Source organism: Pseudomonas sp. MLB6B, from assembly GCF_054508135.1.
The window spans coordinates 310,085-332,202 of record NZ_CP199313.1; the positions used below are offsets into that span (position 1 = coordinate 310,085).

General features: G+C 67.1%; 21 protein-coding genes. 14 read left to right on the forward strand and 7 right to left on the reverse strand.

Going from position 1 to position 22,118, the window contains the following annotated elements; all coding sequences use genetic code 11:
- Positions 1-46: 46 nt before the first annotated feature.
- The 6 genes from ACSMEV_RS01235 to ACSMEV_RS01260 are packed head-to-tail and all read right to left on the reverse strand — an operon-like array spanning position 47 to position 8,855.
- Positions 47-505 (reverse strand): chemotaxis protein CheW, encoded by a 459-nt coding sequence (locus tag ACSMEV_RS01235; protein WP_459206927.1) that lies wholly within the window; start codon positions 503-505, stop codon positions 47-49.
- Positions 498-5,408 carry a hybrid sensor histidine kinase/response regulator gene (locus tag ACSMEV_RS01240; protein ID WP_459206928.1) on the reverse strand — a complete coding sequence of 1,637 codons (4,911 nt, stop codon included), beginning with the start codon at positions 5,406-5,408 and terminating at the stop codon, positions 498-500. The genes ACSMEV_RS01235 and ACSMEV_RS01240 overlap by 8 nt, the downstream gene beginning before the upstream one ends.
- A gap of 10 nt (positions 5,409-5,418) precedes the next feature.
- Positions 5,419-7,443: a methyl-accepting chemotaxis protein gene (locus ACSMEV_RS01245; RefSeq protein WP_459208275.1), complete on the reverse strand. Its 2,025-nt coding sequence runs from the start codon at positions 7,441-7,443 to the stop codon at positions 5,419-5,421.
- Between the two features lie 47 nt (positions 7,444-7,490).
- Complete coding sequence (locus ACSMEV_RS01250; RefSeq protein WP_313741024.1) at positions 7,491-8,045, reverse strand: chemotaxis protein CheW; 555 nt, start codon at positions 8,043-8,045, stop codon at positions 7,491-7,493.
- Positions 8,042-8,407 carry a twitching motility response regulator PilH gene (pilH, locus tag ACSMEV_RS01255; RefSeq protein WP_413046100.1) on the reverse strand — a complete coding sequence of 122 codons (366 nt, stop codon included), beginning with the start codon at positions 8,405-8,407 and terminating at the stop codon, positions 8,042-8,044. The genes ACSMEV_RS01250 and pilH overlap by 4 nt, the downstream gene beginning before the upstream one ends.
- A gap of 46 nt (positions 8,408-8,453) precedes the next feature.
- Positions 8,454-8,855 carry a response regulator gene (locus ACSMEV_RS01260; protein ID WP_313741025.1) on the reverse strand — a complete coding sequence of 134 codons (402 nt, stop codon included), beginning with the start codon at positions 8,853-8,855 and terminating at the stop codon, positions 8,454-8,456.
- A gap of 251 nt (positions 8,856-9,106) precedes the next feature.
- Here ACSMEV_RS01260 and gshB point away from each other — a divergent pair, with 251 nt between their 5' ends.
- From gshB to ACSMEV_RS01310, 10 genes are all read left to right on the forward strand, one after another.
- Complete coding sequence (gshB, locus tag ACSMEV_RS01265; RefSeq protein ID WP_459206929.1) at positions 9,107-10,069, forward strand: glutathione synthase; 963 nt, start codon at positions 9,107-9,109, stop codon at positions 10,067-10,069.
- A gap of 209 nt (positions 10,070-10,278) precedes the next feature.
- Positions 10,279-11,178 carry an energy transducer TonB gene (locus tag ACSMEV_RS01270; protein WP_459206930.1) on the forward strand — a complete coding sequence of 300 codons (900 nt, stop codon included), beginning with the start codon at positions 10,279-10,281 and terminating at the stop codon, positions 11,176-11,178.
- A gap of 61 nt (positions 11,179-11,239) precedes the next feature.
- Positions 11,240-11,809 carry a YqgE/AlgH family protein gene (locus ACSMEV_RS01275; RefSeq protein ID WP_296266220.1) on the forward strand — a complete coding sequence of 190 codons (570 nt, stop codon included), beginning with the start codon at positions 11,240-11,242 and terminating at the stop codon, positions 11,807-11,809.
- Positions 11,809-12,234, forward strand: coding sequence for a Holliday junction resolvase RuvX (gene ruvX / locus ACSMEV_RS01280; protein ID WP_459206931.1), 426 nt, complete (start codon positions 11,809-11,811; stop codon positions 12,232-12,234). The genes ACSMEV_RS01275 and ruvX overlap by 1 nt, the downstream gene beginning before the upstream one ends.
- A 45-nt stretch (positions 12,235-12,279) precedes the next feature.
- On the forward strand, positions 12,280-12,798 hold the full coding sequence (gene pyrR / locus ACSMEV_RS01285) for a bifunctional pyr operon transcriptional regulator/uracil phosphoribosyltransferase PyrR (protein ID WP_459206932.1): 519 nt from the start codon (positions 12,280-12,282) through the stop codon (positions 12,796-12,798).
- An 11-nt stretch (positions 12,799-12,809) separates the two neighbouring features.
- On the forward strand, positions 12,810-13,814 hold the full coding sequence (locus ACSMEV_RS01290) for an aspartate carbamoyltransferase catalytic subunit (RefSeq protein WP_459206933.1): 1,005 nt from the start codon (positions 12,810-12,812) through the stop codon (positions 13,812-13,814).
- Positions 13,811-15,082 (forward strand): dihydroorotase, encoded by a 1,272-nt coding sequence (locus tag ACSMEV_RS01295; RefSeq protein ID WP_459206934.1) that lies wholly within the window; start codon positions 13,811-13,813, stop codon positions 15,080-15,082. The genes ACSMEV_RS01290 and ACSMEV_RS01295 overlap by 4 nt, the downstream gene beginning before the upstream one ends.
- 421 nt (positions 15,083-15,503) lie before the next feature.
- The gene (gene hslV / locus ACSMEV_RS01300; RefSeq protein WP_296266229.1) at positions 15,504-16,034 is read left to right on the forward strand and encodes an ATP-dependent protease subunit HslV; all 531 of its coding nucleotides are present in this window, start codon (positions 15,504-15,506) and stop codon (positions 16,032-16,034) included.
- Positions 16,035-16,110: 76 nt separating this feature from the next.
- The gene (hslU, locus tag ACSMEV_RS01305; protein ID WP_296266232.1) at positions 16,111-17,454 is read left to right on the forward strand and encodes an ATP-dependent protease ATPase subunit HslU; all 1,344 of its coding nucleotides are present in this window, start codon (positions 16,111-16,113) and stop codon (positions 17,452-17,454) included.
- Between the two features lie 322 nt (positions 17,455-17,776).
- Positions 17,777-18,154 carry a gamma-butyrobetaine hydroxylase family protein gene (locus ACSMEV_RS01310; protein ID WP_459206935.1) on the forward strand — a complete coding sequence of 126 codons (378 nt, stop codon included), beginning with the start codon at positions 17,777-17,779 and terminating at the stop codon, positions 18,152-18,154.
- A gap of 12 nt (positions 18,155-18,166) precedes the next feature.
- On the opposite strand, the gene ACSMEV_RS01315 is transcribed toward ACSMEV_RS01310, so the two are convergent.
- Positions 18,167-18,442 (reverse strand): polyhydroxyalkanoic acid system family protein, encoded by a 276-nt coding sequence (locus ACSMEV_RS01315; RefSeq protein ID WP_296266238.1) that lies wholly within the window; start codon positions 18,440-18,442, stop codon positions 18,167-18,169.
- Between the two features lie 123 nt (positions 18,443-18,565).
- On the opposite strand from ACSMEV_RS01315, the gene ubiE reads away from it, so the two are divergent.
- The 4 genes from ubiE (at position 18,566) to hisI (ending at position 22,118) form a co-directional block, all read left to right on the forward strand.
- Positions 18,566-19,336, forward strand: a complete 771-nt coding sequence (gene ubiE / locus ACSMEV_RS01320; RefSeq protein ID WP_296266240.1) for a bifunctional demethylmenaquinone methyltransferase/2-methoxy-6-polyprenyl-1,4-benzoquinol methylase UbiE — start codon at positions 18,566-18,568, stop codon at positions 19,334-19,336.
- Positions 19,336-19,959: a ubiquinone biosynthesis accessory factor UbiJ gene (locus tag ACSMEV_RS01325; protein ID WP_313740747.1), complete on the forward strand. Its 624-nt coding sequence runs from the start codon at positions 19,336-19,338 to the stop codon at positions 19,957-19,959. Before ubiE ends, ACSMEV_RS01325 begins: the two co-directional genes overlap by 1 nt.
- A complete protein-coding gene (ubiB, locus tag ACSMEV_RS01330; protein WP_459206936.1) occupies positions 19,956-21,566 on the forward strand; it encodes a ubiquinone biosynthesis regulatory protein kinase UbiB in 1,611 nt (536 codons plus the stop codon). Before ACSMEV_RS01325 ends, ubiB begins: the two co-directional genes overlap by 4 nt.
- A 159-nt stretch (positions 21,567-21,725) precedes the next feature.
- Positions 21,726-22,118: a phosphoribosyl-AMP cyclohydrolase gene (gene hisI / locus ACSMEV_RS01335; RefSeq protein WP_313740745.1), complete on the forward strand. Its 393-nt coding sequence runs from the start codon at positions 21,726-21,728 to the stop codon at positions 22,116-22,118.

Consider the following 22,118-nt stretch of genomic DNA (forward strand, 5'->3'; position numbering starts at 1 on the left):
CCGGGATGGTCTGCGTCTTAGTCCCCCTCAGCCGATGGGGCTGCCATCACAACTGCGTATCCCGCACCAGCCGCTCTAGACCGGCCAGATCCGGCACTCGCACCACCTGTTCGGCCACCTGAACGGCCGCCAGTTCCAGCGACGCCAGCGGCACGTCCACGTAATTGAGCTGGCTGTCGAGCTTGCACGACCGCGGAATGCCTTGCAGCAGCAGCGCCAGGTAACGCAGGCCGGTGTCGCCCAGGGCATTGAGCACCACGATGCGCGCCCGCTCGCCGCACGGCGTGTGCCCGCCGCAAGCGGCCTCGAAGCCGATCAACGGCAGACGGTGCTGGCGCCAGTCGAGCCAGCCCATGTGCCAGTCCACGACGCCGCGCTCGCAACTGAGCCGGCGCTGGCCCACCAGTTCGGCGACCGCCACGTTGGGCAGCACCAGGGTGCGGTCGCCCAGGGGCAGTAGCAGTCCGGTCAACTGGCTGCGCTGGCCGACGATGTGTTCAAGCATGGGGCGCGCTCCAATGGGCGATGCTGTTGAGCAGAACCGATTCCTGGTACGGCTTGCCCAAGTACTCGTTGACGCCGATGGCCATGGCGCGATCGCGGTGCTTCTGCCCGCTGCGCGAAGTGATCATGATGATTGGCAGGTGCTCGAGGCGCTCGTCCTGGCGGATGCGGGTCGCCACTTCGAAGCCGTCCATGCGTGGCATTTCGATGTCCAGCAGCAACACGTCGGGCTGATGCTCGCGCAACTGCGCCATCGCATCGACGCCGTCCTTGGCCGTGAGCACGCTCATGCCATGGCGCTCCAGCAAGCGGCTGGTGACCTTGCGCACGGTCACCGAATCGTCCACCACCATCACCAGCAACGGGCGCTGCGCCGCCGGCCCCGGCAGTTGCGCAGCGATGCGGCCCGCTGAAGGCAGGCGCGCCCGGCGTCGTTGCTGGCCGCGCAGCTGGCCGAGCAGGTCGAGGATCAACACTACCCGACCGTCGCCGAGCAAGGTCGCCCCGGCCAGGCCCGGCACGGCGGCGAACTGCGGGCCGAGGCTCTTGACCACGATCTCGCGGCTGGGCGACAGGCCATCGACCTGGATGGCGAACGAGCGCTCCTGAGAATGCACCAGCAGTACTGGCAGCGGCACGCTCAGGCCCAGCAGGCTGGGGCGCGGGGCATCTTGTAGCAGTTCGCCCAGGTAGCGCAGGTCGTAGCTGAAGCCGGCATAGGTGTAGCGGGGCGGGTCGAGCTGGTAACAGGCGTCCAGCTCGGCCGGCGGCACACGCACCACCCCTTCGATGGTGTTCAGGCCGATGGCGTACTGCTCCTCGCCCAGGTGCACCATCAAAGCGCGGTTGAGCGACACGGTGAACGGCAAGCGGATCAGGAAGCGCGCGCCCTTGCCGGGGCTGGACTCGATGCTCATGGCCCCGCCCAGTTGCTTGACCTCCTCATGCACCACGTCCATGCCCAGCCCGCGTCCGGAAATCTGGGTGATCTTTTCGGCGGTGGAAAACCCCGGCCGCAGGATGAACTGCAACACTTCGTGGTCGCTGAGCGTTGCCTCGGGATCGAGCAGGCCGCGCTTTATGGCTTTCTTGCGCACCGCTTCGAGGGGCACGCCGGCACCGTCGTCGCTCATCTCGATGACGATGTCGGCGCCTTCGTGCAGCAGGTTCAGGTGGATGGTGCCCTGCTCGGGCTTACCCGCCGCACGCCGCGCCGCGCCGGTTTCCAGTCCGTGGTCGACGGCGTTGCGCAACATGTGTTCCAGCGGTGCCACCATGCGTTCGAGCACGCTGCGGTCCAGCTCGCCCTCGGCGTTGCCCACCACCAGCTCGACCTGTTTGCCCAGCTCGCTGGCCACTTGCCGCACCACGCGCTGCAAACGCGGCACCAGGCGCTCGAAGGGCACCATCAGCGTGGCGGTGAGGCCCTCCTGCAACTGGCTGTTGATGCGCCCCTGCTGTAACAGCAGGCCATGGGTGAGCTGGGCGCGTTGAGCCAGCGTCTCCTTGAGATCGAGCAGGTCCGAGGCCGATTCGAACAAAGCCCGCGACAGTTGCTGCAACTGCGAATGGCGGTCCATCTCCAGCGGGTCGAAGTCGTCGTAGGCGTCGCCTTCGACCGCATGCCGACCGAGCAGACCGCTCTGCGTCTCGTTGTCCAGGCGCAGCAGCTGATCGCGCATGCGTTCGAGCGTGGTCTCCATTTCGTTGAGGGCGATCTGGGCGTCGTTGACCTGCTGTTCGATGCGCCCGCGGATGATGGCGTGCTCGCCGGCCAGGTTGCCCAGGTCGTCGAGCAGTTCGGCATCGACTTTGACCATGTCGCCCGCAGCGCGCTCCTGGGGGGCCACCGGCACCTCGGCCGGCGCCGTTTCGCTGGCCGGCACCTCGGTCACGCCGTCGTTGAGCGCGGCGCTGGAGAAATTGCGGATGTAGTCGATCAGCGCCGTGGCCGCTTGCAGCGGCTGGCCCAGGCGCACGGCGTCGAGCATGTGTGCCAGACGGTCATGGCAGTTCTGCAGCAGGCTGAACAAGGCCGGGCTCGACGGCAGGCGCCCGGCGGCCAGCAGTTGATAGAGCGATTCCAGCTCATGGGCCAGGTCGCCGATGGCGCCGATCTGCACCATGCGCGCGCCGCCCTTGAGGGTGTGCAGCTCACGCAGCAGGTTCTCGGCCTCGGTAGAGTCGCGGGGCTCGGCCTGCCAGCGGGCCAGCGCGGTGGCGGCGCTTTCGACGATGTCCGAGCTTTCTTCGAGAAAGACTTCCAGCAGCGCGGCGTCGTCCGGGGTGTCGTCCAGCACCGGGGCGTCGGCTTCGGGATCGAGCGCTGGCGGCAGCGCGGCCAGCGTACGCACGCCGTGTGCGCCGACCACGCCAAGGCTGTCGGGGTCGAGCGCCTCGTCGTGGGCACCGCGCAGGTCGGCAAGCAAGGCGGCGCGTGGGGCGATGGCCTGGCCGGCGGCCAGTTCGTCGAGCATGTCCATCGACGCCGCAAGCCCCTCTTCGGCCAGCGCGAACAGGCGTGGCGTCGGCGCCAGGCTGCCTTCCTCGACGGCGCCGAGCAGGTCGAGCAGGGCTTCGCAGACCTCGTCCAACGCGACCAGATCGGCCAGGTGCGCGGCATGGCCCAAGGCGGTCAATTCGTCGAGCAAGGCGTCCAGTGCGTCGCGCTGCGCCGGCTGGGCCTGCCAACGGGCGAGCAGCGTTTCGGCTTCGAGCAGGCGGTCCATGGCCTCGCCGAGCCATTGCCCGGTGGCCTGCGCATCGCGCGTGGGGCCTGCGCTGGTCGGCGCGGGGGGATCGGCCAGCCGTGCGTCGAGCGCCTGGCCGAGCGTTTCGATCAATTCGGCGGCGCCTGCGAGGCGTTGCAACGGCGCATGTTCCACGCGCTTAAGGGCCTCGTGCAGTAGACCGCTCGCCGCCTGCAACTGCGCGAGATCGTCGGCCTGCAAGGCCCAGCCATGCGCCTGATGCTCGCGGACCAGGCGGTCCAGCGCCGTAGCCAGCTCCGCCATCGGCAAGACGCCGGCCATGGCTGCGCTGCCCTTGAGCGTGTGCACGGCCCGTTGCAGCGCGTCGCTGACCACGCTGGGCGCGCTTTGGGCGGTTCGCAGGAAGGCATCGAGCTGCTGCAAGTGCCCGGCGGCCTCGGCGGCGAAGATGCTCAGCAAACGCGGATCGAGGCCGTCCGCCTCGAGGGACGTGGCCGGTGCGCGGTCGGCCAGCGCATGCAGATGGGCCGCCAGGGCTTCGACCTCGCGCGGCGCTGGCATGTGCCCGGCGGCGATGTCGGCCAGCATGTCCGGCAAGCGCATGAACACCTGCTGCAAGGCCGTTTGCTGCTCATGGCCCAACGCCGTGCGCCCTTGCAGCACGCGGTTGAGCAGGTGCTCGCCGCCCCAGGCCAGCGCCGCCAGGGCGTCGGCCCGGACCACACGGCCACTGCCCTTGAGCGTGTGCAACGCGCGGCGCAGTTCGACCAGGGCGTGGCGAGCCGTATGGTCGGCGCACCAGCGCAGCCACTCGTCCTCGCAGGTCTGCAACAGCGCGTGGGCTTCTTCGAGAAAGACTGCGCGCAGCTCGTCGTCGATAGCGCTTTCGGCAGGCGCTGCGCCGCAGGGCGCGGGCTCGCGCGGGCACGCCACACCCAGCTCAGCGAGCCGCGTACAGGCCTGGTCGAGCCAGGGCACGGCGTCGGCCAGCGGGTCGGCCAGGCGCCACTGCACATAGCATTCGGCGGCGCACAGCGCCTCGGCGAACGATTCGAGCGCCGGCGCTTGCGGCGCCTGCGGCAACTGTTCGAGCCAACCCTGCACATGCCCTGCGCACGCGCCGAAGACCTCGGCGGCATCGTTGAGCATCAACATGCTGAGTGCTCCGCGCACCTGTTGCAGCAGGCCAGGCAAAGCTTGCAGGCGTTGCCAGGACCAGTCCGCGTCCACGCACTCCTCGATCGTTTCCTTGACCTGCTGCACCACCGACAACGACTCGCCCAGCACCTGCTGACGAATCTCCAGCACGTCCGAACCCGGCAGACTGGCGGGGCCTTCCTCCAGCGGGCCGGCCATGCCGTTGAGCGTGGCCTCCACGTACAGCAAGGCGCCGGCCACATCCGTCAACAAGGCCTCGTCGGCCTCGCGGCGCTGCTCGCTGACGCCTTGCAGGGCCAGCACCTGGTCGACGATCACCCGCCGCGGTTGCTGGAAGCCCAGCACTGCCAGGGTATCGGCGATTTGCCGCAATGCCGTGACCACGCTGTCGAGGGCGCTGCGGTCGTGGCGATCGCTGCGCACGAAATGGTCGAGCCGCTCCTTGATGCGCATCAGGTCGTCGCACAGGGCGATCACCACCGAACGCAGCGCGTCGTGGCCCTGCCCCGCTTGCAGGTGCTCACGCCAATTGCCCAGCGACAGGTCGAGATCGGCCAGGTCCGCCGAACGCTGTCCCGCCCCGGCCCCGGTCAACGGATTTTCATGGGCCAAGGGTTCGAGGCCGCGGCAGTGCCGCAGTTGGTTGAGCAACGGCAGCATCACCAGCGGCAGGTCGTGGCGTGCGCCGCGCAGGCGTTCCAGGTAGGCGGGCAGTTGCTCCAGGGCACGGAACAGCACACCCAGGCATTCGCCGCGCGAAGGCTCGGAGGCGCCCTTGCCGATGTCGGCCATGGCGGCGCCGAGCAGCTGCATCTCCTCGGCCAGGTGCGCGGCGCCGCGTAACTCGAGCATGTCCAGGCAGCCGCGTACGCGCTGCAAACATTCGCCGAAGATCGTCATCGACGCCGCTTCGCCCGGCTCGCGGGCGAACTGCTCCAAGGCCTGGCGCGCGTCGCCGAGACACTCGAGCAACGCGCCCTTGGTCCAGGCCAGCGCCACGGTGTCGTGCCGGTGCAGGGTCAGCGTGGCCGCCATGTGTGCGTCCTCATGTGCGTGCGGCCTGTTCAGGCAGGTTGAAGCCCGACACCGACCGACGCATTTCGCTGGCCATGCGCGCCAGGTGGCGGATGCTGTCGGCGGTGGCGGTGGAGCCGGCCGAAGTCTGCGCGGTGATCTGCTGGATCACCGCCATGGTGTGGGAGATCTGCCCCGCCGAAGACGTCTGCAACTGGGCTGCGTCGGAAATGCTCAGGATCAGCTCGGCCAGGGTCTGCGATACGCCTTCGATCTCGGCCAGCGACACGCCGGCGTCCTGGGCCAGGCGCGCGCCGCGCACCACTTCGGCAGTGGTCTGTTCCATGGAGATCACCGCTTCGTTGGTGTCGGCCTGGATGGTGCGCACCAGCGCTTCGATCTGCCGCGTGGCCGAGGAAGAGCGCTCGGCCAGGCGCTGCACTTCGTCGGCCACCACGGCGAAACCGCGCCCGGCTTCGCCGGCCAGCGAGGCCTGGATCGCGGCGTTCAAGGCGAGGATATTGGTCTGCTCGGCGATGTCGTCGATCAGGCTGACGATGTCGCCGATCTCCTGGGACGATTCGCCCAGGCGCTTGATGCGCTTGGCGGTGTCCTGGATTTGCTCGCGGATGTTGTTCATGCCTTCGATGGTGTTGTTCACCACTTCGTTGCCCTTGTTGGCGATGGCCACCGAACGTTCGGCGACCTTGGCCGATTCGTAGGCATGGCCCGAGACCCGGTCGATGGACTCGACCATGTCGCCCACCGCCAGCGAGGCCTCGGTGATCTGCTCGGCCTGGTGCTCGGACGCCTTGACCAGTTGCCGCGAGGTGTTCTGCGTGTCCTGCACGGCGGCGGCGACCTGCTCGGCGCTGTGGTTGATGGTGGTGACCAGGTCGCGCAACTGGTCGACCGAATAGTTGATCGAGTCGGCGATGGCCCCGGTGAAGTCTTCGGTGACCGACACGGTGACGGTCAGGTCGCCGTCGGCCAGCTCTTCGATTTCGTCGAGCAGGCGCATGATCGCCTGCTGGTTGCGCTCGTTCTTCTGCGCGGTCTCGCGCAACTGGCGGCGCGTGGCGCGAACCATGATCGAACCGATGAGGATGATCGCGGCCAGGGCCAAGAGCACCAGGCCATAGCCGCCTACGGTATTGAACAGGCGGCTGGCGGCCAGGTTCTCGAAACCGTTGGCCAGGTGCGAGGCCTCGTCGAGCAGGGTCTGCGAGCCGCTGAAGATGTTGCCTGCCGCTTCGCGGACGCGCAGCAGCTCTGGCGAGGTCTCGATGATTTCGTCCACCGAGCCTGCGACGAACTGGAATAGCTCGGCGATGTCCGCCAGCCGCGCGCGCGCGTCGGCGTCTTCGACCCGGCTGATCTGCAGCGCCGGGTTGCCGTCGAGCATACCTTGCAGCACCTGGCCGAAGCGGTTGGCATCGCGGCCGAAGGTGGCGGCGGCCTGGGCGGTGGTGGCATCGCCGGCCAGCACCGTGTTGACCGACCCGAGGATACGTTCGGCCAGCAGCAACTGGCGCTGCGCCACTGCCACCTGGCTGGCGGGCGCGTCGCGCTTGAGCAGGATTTCCACCACCTTTTCGTACTCGACCTGCAACTGCGGCACGGTCTCGGCCAGGGTCGCGGCCACCTGATGCAACGACAACACCGTCTGCTCGCTGGCCAGGATGGTGTCGGTGTTGTGCCGCAGGGTTTCCCAGTCCTGATGCACGGCGGCCATTTCCTCGTGCACCCGCGCAGGGGCGGCGGGCAAGCCGGTGGCACTGTCGCCGTGGCGCAGGTAGCCCCAGCGCCGTTCGAAATCGTTGCGCGCATCGGACAGCAGCTTGAACGCCAGCGCCTTGCCCGCCGCCGCCTCGGTGGCGTTCTTGGCGATGCGCTGGGACAGCACGCGCAGCTCGCCGGCGTGGCCGATGTACTGTTTGTCGTAAGTCGACTGGGTGTTGAGGTAGGCGGAATTGGCGAACAGCAGCACGATCGACAGGATCAGCACCACGAACAGCACGGTGATCTGCAGGCTGCTGCGGCTGCGCTGGGTCATCGCGGGGGCACTGACGCCTGGGGTGGACTTGCTCACTAAGGCATCCTCTACAACGCCACGTCGATGAAACCTGGCGCCTGGGCCAGGGCGAATGGGCTGAAGATCGCCCAGGTGCGCTCGCCGGGGAAATGCCCCTGGACGAAACGCGCGGCGCTGCGCATCAGCGGCTGCGGGGGGGCCAGTTGCAGGCTGGCGAGCGGAAAGTGCTGCAAGCCCAGCACTTCGTCGACCAACAAGCCGACGAACAGGTCGTCGTGGTCGAGCACCATCACCCGCCGCTGTTTGCCGGCCGCGACCGGGCCCAGACCGAGGAAGTGCGACAGGTCCATCACCGGCAACAGGCGCCCGCGCAGGTTGGCCACCCCCACCACCCAGGGGCGTACGCCCGGAACGCGGCTGCTGCGCGGCTCGCGCAACACCTCGGCCACCTCGCCCATGGGCGCGACGAACCATTGGCCGGCGATGCGAAAGCCGATGCCGCTCCAGTCTTGCAGGGGAGCGTCGTCGAAGGGCTGGTCGGCCACCAGCAGGCGGCAGCGCCGGTCGATGTCCAGCAGCAACTCGAAGGCGGTCAGCGACGCGCCCTGGGGCCGGGTGGTCAAGCGCGCAGCACTTCATCGACGACGCTGATCAGCGCCGCCTCTTCCACCGGCTTGGTGAGAAAGGCCCGGGCGCCCTGGCGGGTGGCCCAGATGCGGTCGGTTTCCTGGTCCTTGGTAGTGACCACGATGACCGGGATGGCGCTGGTTTCGGGATCTTTGCTCAGTTGCCGGGTGGCCTGGAAGCCGTTCATGCCGGGCATGACGATGTCCATCAGCACCGCATCGGGCTTCTCCTGGCGGGCCAGGGCCACGCCATCGGCGCCATTGTTGGCCTTGAACACCACGTGGCCATGCTGTTCCAGCCAATCGGTGAGTTTGTACATCTCGGTCGGCGAGTCGTCGACAATCAGAACTCGGGCCATGCTGTGTCCCCGTCGGAAAAGGGCGAGGCCGCCATGCTCGGCGGCCTCAGGAGGCGTGTTGGGGCTGCTCGACGAACGCCGGCACATGGGCGCGGATGGCGTCGAGCAACGCTTGCTTGCTGAAGGGTTTGGTGAGGAACTGGTCGGAACCCACCACCCGGCCACGGGCCTTGTCGAACACGCCATCGCGCGACGACAGCAGGATCACCGGGGTGTCCTTGAAGGTGCTGTTCTGCTTTATCACCGCGCAGGTCTGGTAGCCGTCCAGGCGCGGCATGAGCACGTCGACGAAGATGATCTGCGGTTTGTGGTCGACGATCTTGGCCAAGGCATCGAAGCCGTCGCTGGCGGTGATCACTTCGCAGCCGGCCTCGCCGAGCAACAACTGGGCGGTACGGCGGATCGTGCGCGAATCGTCGATCACCATGACCTTCAGGGGCTGTTCCATAACGTTGTACTACCGTGGCGACGCGCGAAGGAAGCGCAAGGCCGCGCGCATCGCAAAGGCCCTTGGGGCCCATGCGGAGCACGGCGCTTGCGGCGTGATGCTAGGGGGCATTTTTAGCACACTCCAGGAGGCCGTTCCATCTGCCCGCCCCTTGACCGAGCGCGCGCGCGGGGCCACCCTGAGCGACTTTTCATTTCCAACCTTTTCATTTCGAACCGTCGCGGCCGCGCGCCGCCAAGAGGAACTACCCCATGAGCGTTCGCCTCGGGATTGTCATGGACCCCATCGCGTCCATCGCCTACAAGAAGGACAGTTCGCTGGCCATGCTGCTGGCCGCCCAGGCCCGGGGCTGGAGCCTGTTCTACATGGAGCAGGCCGACCTCTACCAGGGCGAAGGCAAGGCCCGCGCCCGCATGCGCCCGCTGAAGGTGTTCGCCGACCCGGCACGCTGGTTCGAGCTGGGCGAAGAGCAGGACGCACCGCTCGCCGAACTCGACGTGCTGCTGATGCGCAAAGACCCACCCTTCGACATGGAGTTCGTCTACAGCACCTACCTGCTGGAGCAGGCCGAGCGTGACGGCGTGCTGGTGGTCAACCGCCCACAGAGCCTGCGCGACTGCAACGAAAAGCTCTTCGCCACGCTGTTCCCGCAGTGCACCGCGCCGACCCTGGTCAGCCGCCGCGCCGACATCCTGCGCCAGTTCGCCGCGACCCATGGCGACGTGATCCTCAAGCCGCTCGACGGCATGGGCGGCGCGTCGGTGTTCCGCCACCGCCAGGGCGACCCGAACCTCTCGGTGATCCTCGAAACCCTGACCCAGCACGGCAAGCAGCAGATCATGGCGCAGGCCTACCTGCCGGCCATCGTCGACGGCGACAAGCGCATCCTGATGATCGACGGCGAACCGGTGCCCTATTGCCTGGCGCGCATTCCGGCCAGCGGCGAAACCCGTGGCAACCTGGCCGCCGGCGGCCGTGGCGAAGCGCGGCCGCTGACCGAGCGCGACCGCTGGATCGCCGCCCAGGTGGGCCCGACCTTGCGCGAGAAGGGCCTGCTGTTCGTCGGCCTGGACGTGATCGGCGACTGCCTCACCGAAATCAACGTCACCAGCCCGACCTGCATCCGCGAGATCGACGCCGCATTCGACACCGACATCGGCGGCCGCTTGATGGACGCCATCGCGCGCCTGCTCGAGACGGGCGGCAAGCTGTAAGCGACCCCTACGCACATTCGGCACGGGTCTGCCCTGGGCGCGGCCCGCGCCGATCCGCCGCGTACGTCCGCGCCAGCGCCCGTGTGCGGCACGCGCAGTGCACAGTGAAGCGTCTGCCCTCGCCCGGCGCCGGATGACGCGCACTTGCAGCCCACGCCGAACCCCTTGAAACTTGCCGCTTCTGGCCCGCTACCGCTTCTGGACCCCCGATGACGCTGTCCGCCGACCTTCCCTCCGACCTGCTGCAACCGCGCGTGCGCCCGGTCGACCGGCTGGGTTTCACCCTGTTCCTGGCGGCCCTGCTGCACATCGCGCTGATCCTCGGGGTGGGCTTCAGCGTCAGCATGCCCAAGCAAATCCGCCACACCATGGACTTCACCCTGTCCACCTTCAAGAGCGAGAAGGCCCCGGAAAAAGCCGACTACCTGGCCCAGGACAACCAGCAAGGCAGCGGCACGCTGGAAAAGAAAGCCTTGCCCACCACCACCGAAGTGGCGCCGTTCCAGGACAGCAAGGTCAACAAGATCACCCCGCCGCCGGCCGCGCGCCCCGAGGTGCCGCCCGCGCCGGCCAAGGCCGTGGTCAGCACCAAGGCGCCCAAGGCGCAGAAGGTCGAGCCGCAGCCCAAGCCGAGCAAGCCGCAGCCCAAGCCGGCGGCGCCTGCGCCCGAATTCGACAGCTCGCAGCTGTCCAGCCAGATCGCCAGTTTGGAAGCGGAGCTGTCGCAGGAGCAGCAGCTTTACGCCAAGCGCCCGCGCATCCACCGCCTCAACGCCGCTTCCACCGCCCGCGACAAGGGCGCCTGGTACAAGGAAGACTGGCGCAAGAAGATCGAGCGCATCGGCAACCTCAACTATCCCGAGCAGGCGCGCAACCAGAAGCTGTACGGCAGCCTGCGCCTGTTGGTGTCGATCAACCGCGACGGCTCGCTGCACGAAGTGCTGGTGCTCGAATCGTCCGGGCAACCGCTGCTCGACCAGGCCGCACAGCGCATCGTGCGCATGTCGGCGCCGTTCGCGCCGTTCACGGGCGATCTGGCCGAATTCGACCGCCTGGAAATCGTGCGCACCTGGCGCTTCGCGCGTGGCGACAGACTTTCAAGCAACTGATAGCGCCATGGCGGCCGCGATTGGCTTGTCAGCCTCGCTGCCTGGCGCCACACTAGCGCCCATGAAAAAACACACCCCGACTTACCTCAAGCATCAGTTCCTGATCGCCATGCCGCACATGAGCGATCCGAACTTTGCCCAGACCCTGACCTACATCGTCGAGCACAACGCCAATGGCGCGATGGGTCTGGTGGTGAATCGCCCGCAGGAACTGAGCCTGGCGGACATTCTCGAGCAACTGCGCCCGGACGAGGAGCCGCCGCTCGGCACCTCCCACGTCCCCATCTACCTGGGCGGCCCGGTGCAGACCGACCGCGGCTTCGTGCTGCACAGCCCCGAGTGCAGCTACCAGGCCACGGTCGAGCTGCCCGGCCTGTCGCTGACCACCTCGCAAGACGTGCTGTTCGCCATTGCCGCCGGCACCGGCCCGCAGCGCAGCCTGATCACCCTCGGCTACGCCGGTTGGGAAGCCGGCCAGCTGGAAGAAGAGCTGGCCGACAACGCCTGGCTCAACTGCACGTTCGATCCCGAGATCCTCTTCGCCACGCCCAGCGAGTTGCGCCGGGAGGTGGCCGCGACCAGCCTGGGCGTCACCCTCAGCCTGCTCACCAACCAGGCGGGCCACGCCTGATGGCCGAGCTGCGTCTGCTGTTGGGCTTCGATTACGGCACCAAGCAGATCGGCGTTGCCGTTGGCCAGGTCGTCACCGGTCAGGCCCGCGAGCTGTGCACCCTCAAAGCGCAGAACGGCGTGCCCGACTGGGCCCAGGTGGAAAAGCTGGTCGACGAATGGAAGCCCGACGCCATCGTCGTCGGCCTGCCGTTGAACATGGACGGCACCCCCAGCGAGATGAGCGCCCGCGCCGAAAAGTTCGCCCGCCGTCTCAACGGCCGCTTCAATCTGCCGGTGCACACCCACGACGAACGCCTGACCACCTTCGAGGCCAAGGGCGAACGCCAGGCCCGGGGCGGCCAGCGCGGCAGTTTCCGTGACAATCCGGTCGACGCCATCGCCGCCGCCCTGCTCTTGCAGGGCTGGTTGGAAGCCAACACCTGACCGCTTTACGGCCGGCTGCGACCGGCCTCTTCCAAGGAGTCCGCAATGAGCCTTCCCGACCCTGCCGCGCTGATCCGGCAGATGGCCCTCGACCTCGGCGCCCACCTTGCCCGCCGCCAGATCGGCGAGCCACGCTTCATCGGCATCCGCAGCGGCGGCGTCTGGGTGGCCCAGGCTCTGCAAGCGGCACTGGCCGACGACAGCCCATTGGGCACCCTGGACGTCTCGTTCTACCGCGACGACTTCAGCCAGAACGGGCTGCACCCGCAGGTACGCCCCTCGGAGCTGCCGTTCGAGGTCGAGGGCCAGCACCTGGTGCTGGTCGATGACGTGCTGATGAGCGGCCGTACCATCCGCGCCGCGCTCAACGAGCTGTTCGACTACGGCCGTCCGGCCAGCGTGACCCTGGTCTGCCTGCTCGACCTGGACGCCGGTGAGCTGCCGATCCGCCCCAACGTGCTCGGCGCCACCTTGGCGCTGGCCGCCGACCAGCGGGTCAAACTGACCGGCCCCGAGCCGCTCGTGCTCGAACTGCAAAACCTGACCACCGCATCCGCCCTTTGAGAGTCCCCGCGATGACGCCACTCGACGCCAAGCGCCCGCTGCAGCTCAACGACCAGGGCCAGCTGCGCCATTTCCTTTCGCTGGACGGCCTGCCCCGCGAGCTGTTGACCGAAATCCTCGACACCGCCGACTCGTTCCTCGAAGTCGGTGCGCGGGCAGTCAAGAAAGTGCCGCTGCTGCGCGGCAAGACCGTGTGCAACGTGTTCTTCGAGAACTCCACGCGCACCCGCACCACTTTCGAGCTGGCGGCCCAGCGCCTGTCGGCCGACGTGATCAGCCTCAACGTCTCGACCTCATCGACCAGCAAGGGCGAGACGCTGTTCGACACCCTACGCAACCTCGAAGCCATGGCCGCCGACATGTTCGTGGTGCGCCACTCCGACTCCGGCGCCGCGCACTTCATCGCCGAGCACGTCTGCCCTCATGTGGCCGTGATCAACGGCGGCGACGGCCGCCACGCGCACCCGACCCAGGGCATGCTCGACATGCTCACCATCCGCCGCCACAAAGGCAGCTTCGAAAACCTCTCGGTGGCCATCGTCGGCGACATCCTGCATTCGCGCGTGGCGCGCTCGGACATGCTCGCGCTCAAGGCGCTGGGCTGCCCGGACATCCGCGTGGTCGGCCCGAAAACCCTGATCCCGATAGGCATCGAGCAGTACGGCGTCAAGGTCTACACCGACCTCAGCGAAGGGCTGAAAGACGTCGACGTGGTGATCATGCTGCGCCTGCAACGCGAGCGCATGACCGGCGGCCTGTTGCCGAGCGAGGGCGAGTTCTACCGCCTGTTCGGCCTGACCACCGCGCGCCTGGCCGGTGCCAAGCCCGACGCCATCGTCATGCACCCAGGGCCGATCAACCGCGGCGTGGAGATCGAATCGGCAGTGGCCGACGGCAGCCATTCGGTGATCCTCAATCAGGTCACCTATGGCATCGCCGTGCGCATGGCCGTGCTGTCGATGGCCATGAGCGGCCAGCACACGCAACGTCAATTCGAGCAGGAGAACGCGCTGTGAGCCTCAGTATTCTTGGCGCCCGGCTGATCGATCCGAGCAGTGGCCTGGACCAGGTCTGCGACCTGCACGTCGATCAGGGACGCATCCTCGCCCTCGGCGCCGCGCCGGCCGGCTTCACCCCTGAGCGCACCTTGCAGGCCAGCGGCCTGGTGGTCGCGCCCGGTCTGGTCGATTTGTCCGTGGCCCTGCGCGAACCGGGTTACAGCCGCAAGGGCAGCATCGCCAGCGAAACCCGCGCCGCCGTCGCCGGTGGCGTGACCAGCCTGTGCTGCCCACCGCAGACACGCCCGGTGCTCGACACCTCGGCCGTGGCCGAACTGGTGCTGGACCGCGCGCGCGACGCCGGCAACGCCAAGGTCTACCCCATCGGCGCCCTGACCCGTGGCCTGGAAGGCGAGCAACTGGCCGAGCTGGTGGCCCTGCGTGACACCGGTTGCGTGGCCTTCGGCAACGGCCTCAACGAACTGGCCAGCAACCGTACCCTGGCTCGCGCCTTGGACTACGCTGCCACCTTCGATCTGAGCATCGTCATCCATTCCCAGGACCGCGACCTGGCCCAGGGCGGTCTGGCCCATGAAGGCCCGATGGCCAGCTTTCTCGGCCTGCCGGGCATTCCCGAGACTGCCGAGACCGTGGCCCTGGCGCGCAACCTGCTGCTGGTCGAGCAGACCGGCGTGCGCGCGCACTTCAGCCAGATCACCAGCGCCCGTGGCGCGGAGCTGATCGCCCAGGCCCAGGCCCGCGGCCTGCCGGTGACGGCGGACGTGGCGCTGTACCAGCTGATTCTGACCGACCAGGCGCTGCGCGACTTCTCCAGCCTTTACCACGTACAGCCGCCACTACGCACCGCCGCCGACCGCGACGGCCTGCGCGCCGCGGTCAAGGCTGGGGTCATCCAGGCCATTTCCAGCCACCACCAGCCCCACGAGCGCGACGCCAAGCTGGCGCCGTTCGGCGCCACCGAGCCGGGCATCAGCAGCGTCGAACTGTTGCTGCCGCTGGCCATGACCCTGGTCGAAGACGGCTTGCTCGACCTGCCGACCCTGCTCGCCCGCCTCGGCCACGGCCCGGCCCAGGCCCTGCGCCTGCCGGCCGGTGAGCTGAAGGTCGGTGGTGCGGCGGATGTCGTGGTGTTCGATCCGCAGGCGTCAACGGTGGTAGGCGAGCAGTGGTTCTCGAAGGGGCAGAACTGTCCGTTCGTCGGGCATTGTCTACCGGGGGCGGTGCGCTACACCCTGGTCGATGGGCGCATCTGCCACGAAGGCTGAGTACGCCTCCAATGAGCAAACCGCATGGGAGCGGCCGGTTCGGCGCTCCGACTGCAATGGCCTGCGCAGCCAGCCCCAACTCCCTGTGGGAGCGGCTTTAGCCGCGATGGCCTGCGCAGCAGGCCCGGTAGCTAAGATCGGTTTTCTTCAGTTGGCCAGTGTCGCTTGAATGGGGGCTCCAGCCACCCATCGCGGCTAATCGGAGCGCCGAACCGGCCGCTCCTACAGACGTTTGCGTGCGGACTTCAGCCATGGTGGGTCGCTAAGCCTTCCTATCCCCCACCAGGGTGTAAAACAACCGCCGTCCTTGGCGCGCGATCGGAACACACAGCCGGCCGCATCCACCGGTTGAAATCCATCTCAAGATCCCCATATCAGTTTCCATCAGGCATTTTCGCCCCCGCTGCATGGAGACGTCCCCTTGACTACCATCGTTTCAGTTCGCCGCCACGGTAAAGTCGTCATGGCTGGCGACGGCCAGGTGTCGCTCGGCAATACCGTGATGAAAGGCAACGCCAAGAAGGTCCGTCGCCTGTACCACGGCCAGGTGATCGCCGGCTTCGCGGGTGCCACCGCCGATGCCTTCACGCTCTTCGAGCGCTTCGAGGGCCAGTTGGAGAAACACCAGGGCCACCTGATCCGCGCCGCGGTCGAGCTGGCCAAGGAATGGCGTACCGACCGTACCCTGAGCCGCCTGGAAGCCATGCTGGCCGTGGCCAACAAGGACGCCTCGCTGATCATCACCGGCAACGGCGACGTGGTCGAACCCGAAGACGGCCTGATCGCCATGGGTTCGGGCGGTGCCTTCGCCCAGGCAGCGGCCCGCGCCCTGCTGAACAAGACCGAACTGGGCGCTCGCGAGATCGCCGAGACCGCCCTGAACATCGCCGGCGACATCTGCGTGTTCACCAACCACAACCTGACCATCGAGGAGCAGGACCTGGCCGAGTGATCAGCTGTTCTGGCGCCCAGCCCCAACGGCTGGGCTTTTCCACGCTGAACCACCGCGCACGAGGACCATCATTCTTATGTCCATGACCCCCCGCGAAATCGTCCACGAACTCAACCGCCACATCATCGGCCAGGACGACGCCAAGCGCGCCGTGGCCATCGCCCTGCGCAACCGCTGGCGGCGCATGCAGCTGCCGGCCGAGCTGCGCGCGGAAGTGACGCCCAAGAACATCCTCATGATCGGCCCTACCGGCGTCGGCAAGACCGAAATCGCCCGGCGCCTGGCCAAGCTGGCCAACGCCCCGTTCATCAAGGTCGAAGCCACCAAGTTCACCGAAGTCGGTTATGTGGGTCGCGACGTCGAGTCGATCATCCGCGATCTGGCCGATGCCGCACTGAAACTGTTGCGCGAGCAGGAAATCGTCCGCGTGCGCCACCGCGCCGAAGACGCCGCCGAAGACCGCATCCTCGACGCCCTGCTGCCCCAGGCGCGCGCCACCAGCTTCAGCGAGGAAGCCGCTCAGACCAGCACCGATTCCAACACCCGCCAGCTGTTCCGCAAACGCCTGCGTCAGGGTGAGCTGGACGACAAGGACATCGAGATCGAAGTGGCCGAGTCGGCCGGCGTGGACATCGCCGCCCCACCGGGCATGGAAGAGATGACCAGCCAGTTGCAGAACCTGTTCGCCAACATGGGCAAGGGCAAGCGCAAGTCGCGCAAACTCAAGGTCAAGGAAGCGCTCAAGCTGGTGCGCGACGAAGAGGCCGGCCGCCTGGTCAACGAGGAAGAACTCAAGGCCAAGGCCCTGGAGTCGGTCGAGCAGCACGGCATCGTGTTCATCGACGAGATCGATAAGGTGGCCAAGCGCGGCAACGTCGGCGGCGCCGACGTGTCCCGCGAAGGCGTCCAGCGCGACCTGCTGCCGCTGATCGAAGGCTGCACCGTCAACACCAAGCTGGGCATGGTCAAAACCGACCACATCCTGTTCATCGCCTCCGGCGCGTTCCACCTGAGCAAGCCGAGCGACCTGGTGCCCGAACTGCAAGGCCGTCTGCCGATCCGCGTCGAGCTCAAGGCACTGACCCCGGAAGACTTCGAACGCATCCTGCAGGAGCCGCACGCGTCGCTGACCGAACAGTACCGCGAGCTGCTCAAGACCGAGGGCTTGAACATCGAGTTCGTCGATTCGGGCATCAAGCGTCTGGCCGAGATCGCTTACCAAGTGAACGAGAAGACCGAAAACATCGGGGCGCGACGTCTGCACACGCTGCTCGAACGTCTGCTCGAAGAAGTGTCGTTCAGCGCTGGGGATCTGGCCAGCAGCCACACCGAAGCGCCGATCCGTATCGATGCCGACTACGTGGACACGCACTTGGGCGATCTGGCGCAGAACGAAGATTTGTCGCGTTACATTCTGTAAGGGGTGTGGCGATTACCAGGGGCCGCTTTTGCGGCCTTTGGTTTTTACTCGGCGGAAAACACGCAAGGCCTCGACCTGTCACGCCAGTGCCGGCGCGCAGTGGCATTCATGAACGCTGCTGCCGGTGATGCAAGCGACCCTTCCATGGCCGCGACAACTGTCGGCACGATCTATCGAGGTGTCCGGCGTTGATCGACCACCCCACAAGCGCCACGCGCGCGCTCTACGACGCCAACCCAAGGCCGTCTTCCCCAGACAACCGCTTGAATCTCTCCAGCCGAACCCCGAAGCTTGGCCATCCGTTTCTTCAGAGACCGCCGCCATGCCGCGCCTGCCCACCGCCATCAACCTGCACAAAGCCTCAAAGACCCTGTCACTGACCTATGCCCCCGACGAGGTGTACCACCTGCCGGCGGAGTTCCTGCGGGTGCACTCGCCGTCGGCCGAGGTGCAAGGCCATGGCAAGCCGATTCTGCAATTCGGCAAGGTCAACGTGGGGCTCGCGGGCCTGGAACCGGCCGGGCAGTACGCGCTGAAGCTGATCTTCGACGATGGCCACGACAGTGGGCTGTTCACCTGGGAGTACCTGGAGCAGTTGTGCCTGCGCCAGGAGGCGCTGTGGGAGGACTATCTGGAGCAACTGCGCCTGGCCGGTAAAAGCCGTGATCCGGTGGAATCGGTGGTCAAACTGATGCTTTGAGGTGCCCGCCCCTCACGCCAACGCCTTGTCCAACGCCCGCTCGATTTCACCCTCGATGGTGCCGCTCATCATCGACAGCATCATGCCCAGCTTCAAATCCACCCGAATCGACTCGTCGCCGATGTGCACGCTGCCCTTGGCACCGCTGCGCGCGATGTCGACGCGGTCGCCGTCCCAGTTCGCCTTGAGGTCGTATTGGCTGGAGAGTTTTTCCACCAGGGCCTCGGCCTTGGCGCGGGCGGCTTCGCGGCCGAGGCTGTGTTTGCGTTCGACGCTGATCTGGGTCATGCGTGGGGTCCTGAAGCTGAGACAAGCTGGTCATTATGCCTGCCCCTGTCAGAGGGCACACCCCGCCAAGACAAATCCGCCGGTTCGCCCTAGAATGGCGGTAATTTTTCCCCGGTGAGCGATATGAACGATCAGCGCAAAGGCGATGCCGCCGAACCCACCACCCATTTCGGTTACAGCGACGTTCCGGAAAGCCAGAAGGCCAAGAAGGTCGCCGAGGTCTTCCACTCCGTCGCGGCCAAGTACGACCTGATGAACGACGTGCTCTCCGGCGGCATGCACCGTTTGTGGAAGCGCTTCACCATCGAGCTGTCGGGCGTGCGCAGCGGCAACCGGGTGCTGGACATCGCCGGCGGCACGGGCGACCTGGCCGCCAAGTTCTCGCGTCTGGTCGGCCCCACCGGCCAGGTGGTGCTGGCCGACATCAACGAGTCGATGCTCAAGGTCGGCCGCGACCGCCTGCTCGACCGCGGTGTGGCGGGCAACATCGAGTTCGTCCAGGCCGACGCCGAGAAGCTGCCGTTCCCGGACAACCACTTCGACTGCGTGACCATCGCCTTCGGCCTGCGCAACGTCACCCACAAGGACGCCGCCATCCGCTCGATGCTGCGCGTGCTCAAGCCCGGCGGTCGCCTGCTGGTGCTAGAGTTCTCCAAGCCCACCAACAAGCTGATGTCCAAGGCCTACGACGCCTACTCCTTCGCCTTCATGCCGCTGGCCGGCAAGCTGATCACCAACGACTCGGAAAGCTACCGGTATCTCGCCGAATCGATCCGCATGCACCCCGACCAGGAAACCCTCAAGGGCATGATGGTCGAGGCCGGCTTCGACCGCGTCACCTACCACAACATGACCAGCGGCATCGTGGCCGTGCACCGGGGAATCAAGCCCTGATGCTGCTGGCCGGGGTGCTCGCAAGCGTCGAGCATGGCCTGAACCGCGTGCTGCGCATGGACAGCACGGCCCTGCCGCGCCTGGCCGCGCTGGAGGGCAAGGTCATCGCCATCGACTGTCGCCAACCCGCGCTGCGGGTGTTCGTGCTGCCCGACGAAGACGGCCTGATGCTCGCCGGCCATTGGGAAGGCGAGGTGCACTGCACCCTGCGGGCACCGGCCAGCAGCCTGGCGCGGTTGGCCCTGAGCCGCAACAAGACCGCCGTGCTGCACAGCCCCGAGGTCGAGCTGCACGGCGACAGCGCCGCCCTGCTCGACCTGTTCGGCGTGCTGCAAGACCTGGAGCTGGACTGGGAATACGAGCTGTCGCGCTGGCTCGGCCCGGTGGCCACCTCGCTGCTGGCCGGGCACCTGCGCCAGCGCGCGGGCTGGACGCGCCAGGGCCTGGCGCGCTTCGGCCAGAACCTCTCCGAATACCTGGCCGAAGAATCGCGCACCCTGGTGGGCCAGCGCGAAGCCGAAGCGGCCTTCAGCGAACTCGATGCGCTGAAGCTCGACATCGAACGACTCGAGGCGCGCATCCGCCGCCTTTCCCGCCCCCTTGATACCAGCGATAACGCATGAAGCTGCTCGCCGTCCGCCGTCTGTTTCACATCCAGCGCGTGGTGATCCGCTACCGCCTCGATGACCTGCTGTTCGCCATGCCCCTGCCCTGGTGGCTGATGAGCCTGCGCCTGCTGATGCCCTGGCGCTGGCTGCCGCGCAAGCCCGCCGAGGCATCGCGCGGGGCGCGCCTGCGCATGGCGCTGCAAGACCTGGGGCCGATCTTCATCAAGTTCGGCCAGTTGCTCTCGACCCGTCGCGACCTGCTGCCTACGGACGTCGCCGACGAACTGATGCTGCTGCAGGACCGCGTGCCGCCGTTCGACCCCAAGCGCGCCGTGGAGCTGATCGAAAGCCAGCTGGGCGCACGCATCGAGCAGGTGTTCAGCCGCTTCGACGTCGAGCCGCTGGCCTCGGCCTCGGTGGCCCAGGTGCATGCGGCCAAGCTCAAGACGGGCGAGGAAGTGGTGGTCAAGGTGGTGCGCCCTGGCCTGCAAACGGTGATCGCCCAGGACCTGGCGTGGCTGTTCCTGATCGCCAAGGCCGCCGAGCGGCTGTCGGCCGATGCCCGTCGCCTACACCCGGTGGACGTGGTCGGCGACTACGAGAAGACCATCTACGACGAGCTCGACCTGCTGCGCGAAGCTGCCAACTCCAGCCAGTTGCGGCGCAACTTCGAAGGCTCCGACCTGATGTACGTGCCCCAGGTGTACTGGGACTACTGCCGGCCCAAGGTGCTGGTGATGGAGCGCATCTACGGCGTGCCGGTCACCGACATGGCGACCCTGGCCGACCAGGGCACTGACATGAAGCTGTTGGCCGAACGCGGCGTGGAAGTGTTCTTCACCCAGGTGTTCCGCGACAGCTTCTTCCATGCCGACATGCACCCGGGCAACATCTTCGTCAGCACCGTGCGCCCCTGGAGCCCGCAGTACATCGCCATCGACTGCGGCATCGTCGGCAGCCTCACCGACGAAGACCAGGACTACCTGGCGCGCAACCTCATCGCCTTCTTCAAACGCGACTACCGCCGTGTGGCGCAGTTGCACATCGATTCGGGCTGGGTGCCGGCGCACACCAAGGTCAACGAATTCGAGGCGGCGATCCGCACCGTGTGCGAGCCGATCTTCGAAAAGCCGCTCAAGGACATTTCCTTCGGCCAGGTGCTGATGCGCCTGTTCCAGACCGCGCGGCGCTTCAACATGGAAGTGCAGCCGCAGCTGGTGCTGTTGCAGAAGACCCTGCTCAACATCGAAGGCCTGGGCCGGCAGTTGCACCCCGAACTCGACCTGTGGACCACCGCCAAGCCGTACCTGGAGCGCTGGATGCGTCAGCGCATGAGCCCCAAGGCGGTGCTCAGCAACGTCTACAGCCAGGTCGAGCAACTGCCGCACCTGGCCGGCATGACCCGCGACCTGCTGGAGCGCCTGTCGCAGCCGCACCGCAAGGACCCGCGCCTGCCCGACCAACGCAACCGCGGCGACCACTGGGCCCTGCGTCTGCTCGGCGCAGGCCTGCTCGGCGGTGGCGCGACCCTGGCTGCCGGCGCGGCCAACCTGACCGCCCCGGCCGTGTGGCCGGCGTACCTGATGCTCGCGGCGGGGTTGTACCTGATCGTGCGTCGATAGCCAGGGGCAGCGACGGCTGGCACACTAGCCCGCCTGTACGAGCGGCCAATACGGCGCACCGGACCGCCTGCAAGGGCGACTCCGGACCGAGCGCCCCACACGCCGCGACCGATGCACAAGGCCCCCTCGTCTTCCTGGGGGCCTGTTCTGGAGTGAGAGATGAAAGACTGGTTGGACGAGATCAACTGGAACAGCGACGGGCTGGTACCGGCCATCGCCCAGGACCACAAGACCGGGCGCGTGCTGATGATGGCCTGGATGAACCGCGAAGCCCTGGCACTGACCGCCGCCGAGCAGCGCGCCATCTACTGGTCGCGTTCGCGTGGCAAGCTGTGGCGCAAGGGCGAGGAATCCGGGCATGTGCAGAAGCTGCATGAGATGCGCCTGGACTGCGACGCCGACGTGATCATCCTGATGGTCGAGCAACTGGGCGAGATCGCCTGCCATACCGGTCGGCAGAGCTGCTTCTACCGCGTCTACGAAAACGGCCAATGGCACATCGTCGATCCGGTGCTCAAAGACCCGCACGCCATCTACCACGCAGGACACTGA